At 53.1% G+C, this 9,801-nt stretch carries 6 protein-coding genes; 5 read left to right on the plus strand and 1 reads right to left on the minus strand.

What is annotated here, in order from left to right:
- Positions 1-14: 14 nt before the first annotated feature.
- Positions 15-1,163 (minus strand): GntR family transcriptional regulator, encoded by a 1,149-nt coding sequence (locus KXG62_RS28155; RefSeq protein WP_218095359.1) that lies wholly within the window; start codon positions 1,161-1,163, stop codon positions 15-17.
- A gap of 89 nt (positions 1,164-1,252) precedes the next feature.
- Here KXG62_RS28155 and KXG62_RS28160 point away from each other — a divergent pair, with 89 nt between their 5' ends.
- From KXG62_RS28160 to KXG62_RS28180, 5 genes are all read left to right on the plus strand, one after another.
- On the plus strand, positions 1,253-3,961 hold the full coding sequence (locus KXG62_RS28160) for an alpha-mannosidase (RefSeq protein WP_218095360.1): 2,709 nt from the start codon (positions 1,253-1,255) through the stop codon (positions 3,959-3,961).
- Between the two features lie 271 nt (positions 3,962-4,232).
- Complete coding sequence (locus tag KXG62_RS28165; RefSeq protein ID WP_218095361.1) at positions 4,233-4,775, plus strand: TetR/AcrR family transcriptional regulator; 543 nt, start codon at positions 4,233-4,235, stop codon at positions 4,773-4,775.
- A gap of 260 nt (positions 4,776-5,035) precedes the next feature.
- Positions 5,036-6,628, plus strand: coding sequence for a methyl-accepting chemotaxis protein (locus KXG62_RS28170; RefSeq protein ID WP_218095362.1), 1,593 nt, complete (start codon positions 5,036-5,038; stop codon positions 6,626-6,628).
- Between the two features lie 17 nt (positions 6,629-6,645).
- Positions 6,646-7,080 carry a chemotaxis protein CheW gene (locus tag KXG62_RS28175; protein ID WP_218095363.1) on the plus strand — a complete coding sequence of 145 codons (435 nt, stop codon included), beginning with the start codon at positions 6,646-6,648 and terminating at the stop codon, positions 7,078-7,080.
- Between the two features lie 5 nt (positions 7,081-7,085).
- Positions 7,086-9,122, plus strand: a complete 2,037-nt coding sequence (locus tag KXG62_RS28180; RefSeq protein WP_218095364.1) for a chemotaxis protein CheA — start codon at positions 7,086-7,088, stop codon at positions 9,120-9,122.
- Positions 9,123-9,801 lie beyond the last annotated feature (679 nt).

A 9,801-nucleotide genomic window follows, 5' to 3' on the forward strand; every position in this document is an offset into this window, starting at 1 on the left:
TGCTGTCGGCCGGGTTATTGCGCTTGTGTGCCGGATGCGGCAGAGGACGTTAAGGGGTCAGCGCTGCTCGCGCTCACCGTCGAGCTTCGGATAACGAGCTTGGTGGGAAGCACGACGTTGCGGCGGTCCTGCGCCGGGTCCTGAATGAGCGACAGCACGAGCTTGGCCGCCTCTTTGCCCATCGCTTTTTCGTTCTGGTTTACGTACGTAAGCGGAACATCAAACAAGTCGGATTGCTCGTAATTGTCAAAGCAGACGATAGACAGCTGATCCGGAACGCGGATCTTCAAGCAATCGGCCGCTTTTTTTGCGATCTGGCCGATCGTTGCGTTCGTCGCGACGATCGCTTGCACATCCGGATTGTCGGCCAAATACGCTTTGACCTGTTCCACCGGGTTGTCTGTATTCAAGCTGAGGCGCAGCCGGTAGTCGATGTACAGCCCGGCATCGCTGAGCGCCCGTTCGTATCCGTGCAAGCGGTCCTCGATGCTCGTCGTGCCGGTAACGGCCGTGCTGATAAAGCTGATTTTCGTATGGCCGAGACCGGTCAAATGCTTCGTTGCTTCATACGCTCCGGTGTAATTGTCCGAGCTTACGCAGTTCGTATCGAGTCCGCGCAAATACCGGTCCACAATGACAAGCGGGAAATGACCCAATGTCAGCTTCAATATTTCGTCGTTGAACGTCTCGCCTTCTACCGGGTAAATAATAATGCCTTTGACGCCGAGCCGGGTAAGCTCCTTCAATATTTTATTCTCGAGCGGCTGCGAGTCATGGGTAAGCCGGAATACAAGGTGATAGCCGTGGTGGGCCAGCTCCTCCTCAATACCGGACGCCAGGTTGGCGGTGAACAAGTTGTTCAGGCGCGGCATCAGGAAGGCGACAAAAGAACGGCCGGTCTCCGGCTGCTCGTATGCGATCCGCTGCTCCGACGCATCGTCGGCAATAAACGAACCCCGGCCCTGAATTCGGTAGATCAGACCTTGCTCCACGATATCGGCCATCGCGTTTTTGACCGTAATGCGGCTCACCTGGAACTGCTCCGCGAGTTCGTTCTCCGAAGGAAGCTTATCTCCCGGTTTCCAAATTCCCTTGTTCATCTGGTCCAATATGTAGTTTTTTAATTGGATGTACATGGGAACCCTTTTTGGGGCTTGGGACATGGTCGTTTTCTCCTTGTATTTTGATTTATAACAAATATACAACTTAAACTCGTTTTCGTAAAGTACGGCACACAAAAGGAGTGGTAATCATGACGGTACAAAAAACAGCGCATGTCATATCGCATTCGCATTGGGATCGGGAATGGTATTTACCTTTTGAGAAGCATCGAATACGGCTCGTTGAATTGATGGATGCGCTCATCGAATTGTTCGAGAGCGACCCAGACTTTCGAAGCTTCCATCTCGACGGCCAGACGATCGTGCTGGAAGATTATTTGCAGATCAGGCCCGACAAGCAAGAGATCGTCGCGCGGATGGTTCGCGAGGGCAAGCTCCACATCGGACCGTGGTACATATTGCAGGATGAATTTTTGACGAGCAGCGAAGCGAACATCCGCAACCTGCTGGCCGGTCATGCCGACGCGCGAAAGTTCGGCGCCGTCAGCAAAATCGGATATTTTCCCGATTCGTTCGGCAATATGGGGCAGGCCCCGCAAATTTTAATGCAGGCGGGCATCGATACGGCGGTGTTCGGCAGGGGAGTGAAGCCCGTCGGACTGAACAACGAGGTGAAAGGAGCGTACGAGTCTGCGTTCTCGGAAATGAACTGGCAGTCCCCCGACGGTTCCTCGGTGCTCGGCATATTGTTCGCGAACTGGTACCACAACGGCATGGAAATTCCGGACAATGCGGATGAAGCGGCAGCTTACTGGGCTCGGAAAATGACGGATGCAGAGAAATATGCGTCCACGCCGCATCTTCTGTTTATGAACGGATGCGACCATCAGCCGGTCCAGACGAATTTATCGGAGGCGCTTCGTACAGCGAGAAGCCTGTACCCGGACGTGCGGTTCGTTCATTCTAGCTTCGACGATTACGTTGCGAACGTGAAGGCGGCTCTGCCTTCGAATCTTTCGACGATTCACGGCGAACTGCGGAGCCAGCGGACGAACGGCTGGTGGACGCTGGCCAATACCGCCTCCGCCCGGGTGTATTTGAAGCAGGCGAATCAGCGGGTTCAGACGCAGCTGGAGAAGGTGGCCGAGCCGCTCGCCGTGTTCGCGATGCTGGCAGGCCATGCATATCCCCAGCATCTGCTTGCCTATGCATGGAAGACGTTGATGCAGAATCATCCGCACGACAGCATTTGCGGCTGCAGCGTGGACGAAGTGCATCGCGAAATGCAGGTCCGGTTCGATAAAAGCTTTCAAGTTGCCGAGCAGGTGGCTTCGGACAGTTTGCAAGCGATCGTTTCTCAAATCGGGACGGAAGCGGTATTTGCCGAGTCATCGATCCCTTTCACTGTATTTAATACGTCGGGATGGGTGCGGACCGGCGTCGTCAGCGTCGATCTCGAAATCAAGCGCTTGCCGTTTGCCGGCGGGAAGCGGGAACGGATCATCAGCGAGCTAAAGGAACTGTCTCTGAATCGCTTCGTGGTCAAGGATGCAAGCGGCAACCGGCTTGACGCCGCTGTGGAAGATTTAGGCGTAACCTTCGGATATGAGCTGCCCAAGGACCGGTTCCGCCAGCCGTACATGGCGCGTTCCGTCCGTGTGCGATTTCTGGCGCAGCACGTACCGGGACTAGGCTATCGGACATTCGCCCTATGCCGGGACGAAAGCGGAAGCGCCGTGCCCGCGATTCGGCAGGCGGAAGGACGCCGAATGGAAAACGAGTTTTTGACGGTTACGGTCGCGGAGGACGGGACGTACGGGATCGAGGATAAACGAAACGGCAGCGTATTTACCGGCTTAGGCGCATATGAGAATGTCGGCGATGTGGGCAACGAGTATATATTCCGGGCGCCTGACAGCGATGTGTCGCTGACGACGCGCGGGCTGCCCGCGGACATTTGCGTCGAGGAACAAACTTCGTTTCGCACCGTTATCGCGATCGTTCATCGCTGGAACGTTCCGGCGAGCGCCGATGACGTGTTGGACCGGGAAGTCGCCGAATTCGTGCCGTTTCTTGAAAGGAAAGCGCAGCGGAGCGAGCGGACCGTTCCGCTTGCGATCACGACGCGCCTCACCTTGGAGCAGGGCGTTCCGCAGCTTCACGTGCAAACGAGCTTTAGAAACGAGGCGAAAGATCACCGGCTGCGTGTATTGTTTCCGACGCAGATTGATGCGAAGGTTCATTATGCGGATTCCGTCTTCGAAGCGGCGGAGCGGGAGACGGTTCCTGCGCCGACGTGGACGAATCCGAGCCACTGTCAGCATATGCAAGCTTTCGTCAATGTGAGGGACACGGCCCGCGGACTGACCGTCGGAACGCTCGGGCTGAACGAGTACGAACTATTGCGAGACGGACAAGGGACGATTGCCGTGACGCTGCTGCGGGCGGTGCGGGAGCTCGGCGACTGGGGGGTGTTCCATACGCCGGAGGCGCAGTGTCCGGGTGACCATACGCTCGAATATGTGCTGATTCCCCACGGCCCGGATCAAGATACGGAACAATCGTATGTCGCCGCCTATCAGGCGCAAATCCCGTGGACGGCGGTACAGGGGCAGGTGCAGCCGGGAAGCTTGCCGCCCGACCATCAATTCGTGCGCTGGTCGGGCGACGGGCTGGCATTGTCCGCCGTTAAACGGTGCGGATCGTCCGAAGACTTGATGCTGCGCTGGTTTAACATGACGAAGCGGCCGGCGGAGCTTCGAGTGGAGCAGATACACGGGATAGAGAGGATGCTCTATCGAAGCAACGTCTTGGAAGAGGAGGGGGGCGGCGTCCGGCTCGGCGAACCGATTCCGGTACGTCCTGCGGAGATCGTAACGATCGGAGGAAAGCGGCCGTAACAGCGATTGGCGCTGCGGCAGCGCGGGAATAAGTCGAATGTAAAATCGAAGAAAGCGAAAGTGAAGGCGGTCCACGCACCATGCGGCGGGCCGTTTTTCTTATTCTCGGCTCTAAAAAAGAGTAAGACTATATACCTAAAATCATAGTTCTTATGGCATTTATTATTCTTTACATATGACAAAGTGTCATGGTAGAATGATGTTGAAAAATATCGAATAATGTCGAAATTAACGATATCAAAGGTCAGTATGGATGGAAGGCGGTTATTGGATGGGTCGGCGGAAACAAATATTGGATGCCGCAACGCGTCTGTTTACAAGGCATGGTTATGAGCAGATCAGTATTCAGGATATTAACCAGGCATGCGGCATCGCCAGAGGAACGTTCTATTTGTACTTTGATAACAAGGATGATTTGCTGAATCGAATTCTTTCAAGAACGATAACGGACGTACTGGACGAAATCGCAAGGCAGATGGATCCTTCGGCCGTTATGCCCGACCCCGAATCCGAAATCGCTTTCATCGCGGAAACCGCTTTTTCGTATTTTAAAGACAAGACAGAGCTGCTTAAGCTTATCGCGCGGTCGCGGGAGTTCCACGTGCCCGTGCTCGAGAACGAAGGATTGCTGCGCTTTTTTACGACTAGGTACTCGCCGTATCTCCGTTCGTGCGGATGGGCGAATACGGAAATCGAACCGTACATAACGATGAAATTTTTAAGCATTTACACGCTTGTCGCGTTCGTCGTCATCAAGCACCCCGAGAAAACGGATCAATATTTGAAGCTGTTGAAGATGGCACCGATCTCCTGAAGCTGGCATCCGCTTCTCTACCTTGGAGATAGATTGGCGGCTTGCTTCATGGAGAAATATATAGATGCTGAACTGTCCTGAGCATGTTTAGCGGCGCGGTTTCAAAAGTAAAGGGGGTAGGAAAGCAGCCGAGAGATTTTTTTGCAGGGGTATGTTCCTTGGAACTGGAGAATTTGCTCGAAGGCGTACAATCAAAGACCGAACAATAGCGGCACAATTTATGAATTTCCACTATGTATCTCCAAGGGAGGATTACCAAGATGAAATGGTTTTTGAACCTGAAAACTTCTGCTAAATTGATCTCCGCTTTCTTACTCGTCTCGCTTATATTGGCGGGAGTCGGGATTTATGCACTGCAGAATCTGAATGCCATCAACGACAATTCCAAAGAAATGTATAACAATAATCTTATATCCGTCAGGGACTTGTCGGCCGTTCAAATCAATTACGAAAAACTGAAGGTGCGGCTGCGGGATATGGCTATTGTTCCTAACAAAGAGGAAAAGGACGCGATTGCCAAAGAAATTCCGGCATTGCGTCAAGAGATGGCGGACAAGATGAATACGTACCGTAATACGACCATATCGAAAGAGGAGCAGGATCAGCTTAAAGTTTACGATATGGAATGGCCTGCGTATCAGAAACTCTACGACACGGCTGTACAGCTTGCTTACTCTTACCAAACGAATTCAAGCGAGTTCGTCAAGTTCGAGGAAGGGCCGCTGACGGAAACGGAGAACAAATACAAGGACAGCCTCGTCAAACTGATACAGATCAATGTAAAGCTTGCTGGAGAACAAAACGAACACTCTTTCAATACATATAAATCGGCTCGCTCAACGACTATTACCATCGTTATCATTGCGGTACTGTTCAGCATTTTGCTAGGGTATGCGATTGCCCAATCGATCGCTCGCCCGCTCGGTAAACTGGTCGCTGTTGTAGCGAAAGTGGCGGAAGGCGATTTGCGGGAAAAATCGGATATCGATACGAAGGACGAGGTCGGCATTCTTTCCGAATCGATTAACCGGATGGTCGACCAGCTGCGTGTCGTGGTTGGCGATATCGCAGAATCCGCTCAAAGCGTAGCCGCCGCCTCCGAACAAATATCTGCCAGTACAGAGGAGATCGCAAGCGGCAGCACCAGTCAGGCTCAGTCGGCTTCCATGATCGCCGAGCTGTTCAAGGAGTTATCCGTTGCTATTAATACCGTTGCCATAAGTGCAGAAGAGGCGGCGGAGCTTGCGAATGATACGATGAAAACCGCCAGCCAAGGCGATAAAGTCGTTAAAGCATCCATCGAAGCGATGCAGGGCGTGAATCATACGATGTCCCGTCTCGAGGAAGATTCGAACAAGATCGGCGATATTATTGAGGTGATTGACGATATTGCCGAGCAAACGAATTTGCTGGCATTAAATGCGGCGATTGAGGCGGCTCGTGCAGGAGAACAAGGCAGAGGATTCGCCGTCGTTGCCGATGAAGTGAGGAAGCTTGCCGAGCGCAGCAGCGAGGCGACGAAAGAAATTACGTCAATCATTAAAGTCATGCAAGAGAACACGAAACAAAGCGTGGCAGCCGTTATGGAGAGCATGAAGCAATCGACCCAGACCGGGGAAGCGTTTAACGGCATCATTCAAATGGTCAGCAACTCCACAGGCAAAGTAGGGGAGATCGCCGCAGCCTGCGAAGAAGAAACCGCTCAAGCCTCTGAAGTCATGCAATCGGTGGAGTCGATTGCGGCAGCAAGCGAAGAAGCGGCGGCGGCGTCGGAGGAAACAGCGAATACGTCCCAGTCGCTCGCGCAAATGGCGGATAAACTGCAAGCTTCCGTATTACGGTTCAAGATGTAGGAGCAGGAGGGGGACGTATGCAGGGAACGGGTTTCGATCAATATATCGAATTTGGCATCGCAAACGAACAATATGCGATTCGCATACAGGACATACACGAAATTATAAAGCTGCAAGATATAACTGAAATTCCGAATGTATTGCCTTATGTCCGGGGCGTCATCAATCTCCGGGGGAAAATTGTGCCGGTCATCAGCTTAAGGAGCTTATTCAGAATGGAAGATCAATCGTATTCCAAGCAAACCCGCATTATCGTCGTCCATCATAAGGATGAAAAGATTGGCATCGTTGTCGATCGCGTCAATAAAGTGACGACCTTCTCGGACATTCAACCCCCGCCTGAACGCGTAGGGGGAAATGAAGGCCACATGTTTACGGGGATCGGGCTGACGCAAAGCGGACTGGTCGGCATCTTACAATTGGATGAAGTTTTACTTCACGAACAGGAGTGACGTCCGTGCTATCCGAATACAAAGAGCTTTTTTTGGAGGAGCTTCATGATCAGCTTCAGCTGATGGATGACGAAATATTGAAGCTCGAGCAGCACGGAGCCTCCGATCAAGTCATTCAGAGTCTGTTTCGGGCGGCGCATACGCTCAAAGGCTCATCTGCGGCCATGGGCTTTGAGGAAATGAAGCAAGTCACGCATGAGATGGAGCATTTGCTCGACCAGGTTCGAAACAAGAAGCTGGGCGTAAGCGGCCCGCTCATCGACATGCTGTTCAAAGCGCTGGATTGTTTGAAGCGGTTGAAATCCGAATTTGAGGGGGGCAGCTATGGGGCGACGGATATTTCGGGAACGATACGAGAGCTCCAATCGTTTACCGTGATGCCGCCAAGCCAGACCCCTCCGGAGGCAGCTTCGGGTGTCGAATCCGCTATGGCTTTGCATACCGGGCTGAAGATCGAAGAAGCGCTGGCTAAGGGGGCTGCCGTGTACTGGGTACGCCTGAAGATCGCTGCGGATTGTATTATTAAAGGGGCAAGAATGTATGTTGTTCATTCCAATCTGAGCGAATGGGGAGAAGTGCTGTTCAGCGACCCGGAGCTGGATGCAGTGGACGAGCAATGCCAGGGGCCGCTCCCGCTCGCTTTCTTGTATGCAGGAGGTCAAAGCGCGGATGAGCTTCAACGTCTCGTTATGGGATTGACCGATGTGACCGAAGTGCAGATCGATCCGGCTTCCGTACGTGAAGAAGTTCAAGTGAATATCGAACCGAATATATCCGGCAAGCCGGCCGCATCCAATCATGAGCCGACGGAACAGCCGTCATCCGAATCGCCTCTTGATCATCGGAGCATGTCCAAGCCGCAATCCCAAACGATTCGGGTTAGTGTAGAGCGATTGGAGCACTTGATGAATCTGGTGGGCGAACTCGTGATCGACCAGACTCGGATTCATCAAGTGAAGCGAATGATCGCCCGCCGGTATTCGGCTGAAGCAGTGAGCGAGCTCGGGCAAGTGGCGGACCATTTGACGCGGATCATCGGTGATTTGCAGGAAAGCGTGATGAAGGCCCGAATGCTTCCCATCGAGCAGTTGTTCAACCGCTTTCCACGCATGATCCGCGATGTTTCCCGCGATTTGGGTAAAGAAATTGAGTTGATCATCGAAGGCAAAGATACCGAGCTGGACCGGACCTTGATTGAAGAAATCGCCGATCCCCTCATCCATTTGATTCGAAACGCTTTAGATCACGGTATTGAGCTTCCGGATACAAGGCGACAGGCGGGAAAAGCGGCCAAAGGCACGCTGCGCATTCGCGCCGCACACGAGGATAACCAGGTCGTTGTCTATGTCGAGGACGACGGCGCCGGGATCGATCCGGGTAAAATGAAAAAGTCGGCGATCCAAAAAGGCATGCTTTCGCAGGCGGAAGCGGAACTGCTCTCCGATCGGGAGGCAATCGGGCTCATATTCCGTCCGGGCTTCTCGACGGCGCAGACCGTAAGCGATATATCGGGACGCGGGGTCGGGATGGATATCGTGCGCAGCCATATCGAGAAGCTGAACGGCTTGATCGATATCGAGACGAAGCTGGGCGTCGGGACGCGGTTTATCATTAAGCTGCCGCTCACGCTGGCGATTATTACCGGATTGCTCATCCGGCTGCATGAGCAAACCTTCATTATTCCGATGAGCAACATAACGGAAATCATTAGGGTGACGCCTGACGATATTACAACCGTTCGCGGGCAATCGGTCATCTCCTTGCGCAACCAGGTCATACCGGTCGCTTGGCTGCACGATCACTTCCAGATACCGATTAAGCATAACGGGAAGAAGCATATTCCGTTAGTCATAGTCGGATCAGCGGACAAGCGGCTTGCTTTGGCGGTCGACGAGTTGATCGGCAATCAAGAGGTCGTCATCAAGTCTATGGGCTCTTATGTAGGGAAAATGGACTGCATTGCTGGGGCAACGATCTTGGGCGACGGCAAGGTGGCGCTCATTCTGGAAATTTCGGGAGTCATATCGAAACTGGGGAAATAGCATTCGAATAAACTCAGCCGTCCGGTGTTTTATGCCGGACGTTTTTTTGTCGTTCAGCGTGCCCAGAGGCACGCATCTTCTAGCCGGTGAAAATCCGGTCGCGGGAGGGGCCAAGCCCCCGCGTAGCTAGGATGCCTGCGTACGGCGAAATCTGTGCGTAGAAGCGCGTCGACGAAAGTACCTGTCAGAGATAGGGCGAGCAAGATACCAGGCCGTAACATGAAGTGAATCCTGCCGCGTCGTCAAAAAGGCCTCGCAAGAGGGGAGAGAGGAAGTCGAACCTCGTGAATATGGGTGAAGACCAAGGAAGCTGCTGGGAACTTGGAGCGGCAGCGAAGAATCCTCCGGCGTATGGGGATCGGTATGGTATGAAAGAAGATGCAGTGAACTGGGGAGACCCTCCCCTGCACGAAATTTTTTTTTTTCGTAACGAGACGTTCTATAAGCTCAGCAGGTGAAATGAACGGTCTGCAGGAAGGGAGTCCGAGGGGCTCATACTACCGAGGAACGCAGGACAACACAACCTGCGGGAGGGAAGGGGTCCTGCTTTGTTCATGCTTCTTAAGGAGGTACGAGTCAGTGAATGCCGAGAGGCTAACAACACCAAAGGAAAACGTTCAACAACTCCAAGAGAAACTAGGTCATGCGGCCAAGGAAAACAAGAAGCGTAGATTCCATG

This window comes from Paenibacillus solanacearum (assembly GCF_910593845.1).
GTDB lineage: Bacteria > Bacillota > Bacilli > Paenibacillales > NBRC-103111 > Paenibacillus_G > Paenibacillus_G solanacearum.

What these genes read in the sequence shown, in the direction of transcription:
- KXG62_RS28155 (WP_218095359.1), bottom strand. Translation starts at nt 1,163, where the DNA reads ATGTCCCAAGCCCCAAAAAGGGTTCCCATGTACATCCAATTAAAAAAC.
- KXG62_RS28160 (WP_218095360.1), top strand. Translation starts at nt 1,253, where the DNA reads ATGACGGTACAAAAAACAGCGCATGTCATATCGCATTCGCATTGGGAT.
- KXG62_RS28165 (WP_218095361.1), top strand. Translation starts at nt 4,233, where the DNA reads ATGGGTCGGCGGAAACAAATATTGGATGCCGCAACGCGTCTGTTTACA.
- KXG62_RS28170 (WP_218095362.1), top strand. Translation starts at nt 5,036, where the DNA reads ATGAAATGGTTTTTGAACCTGAAAACTTCTGCTAAATTGATCTCCGCT.
- KXG62_RS28175 (WP_218095363.1), top strand. Translation starts at nt 6,646, where the DNA reads ATGCAGGGAACGGGTTTCGATCAATATATCGAATTTGGCATCGCAAAC.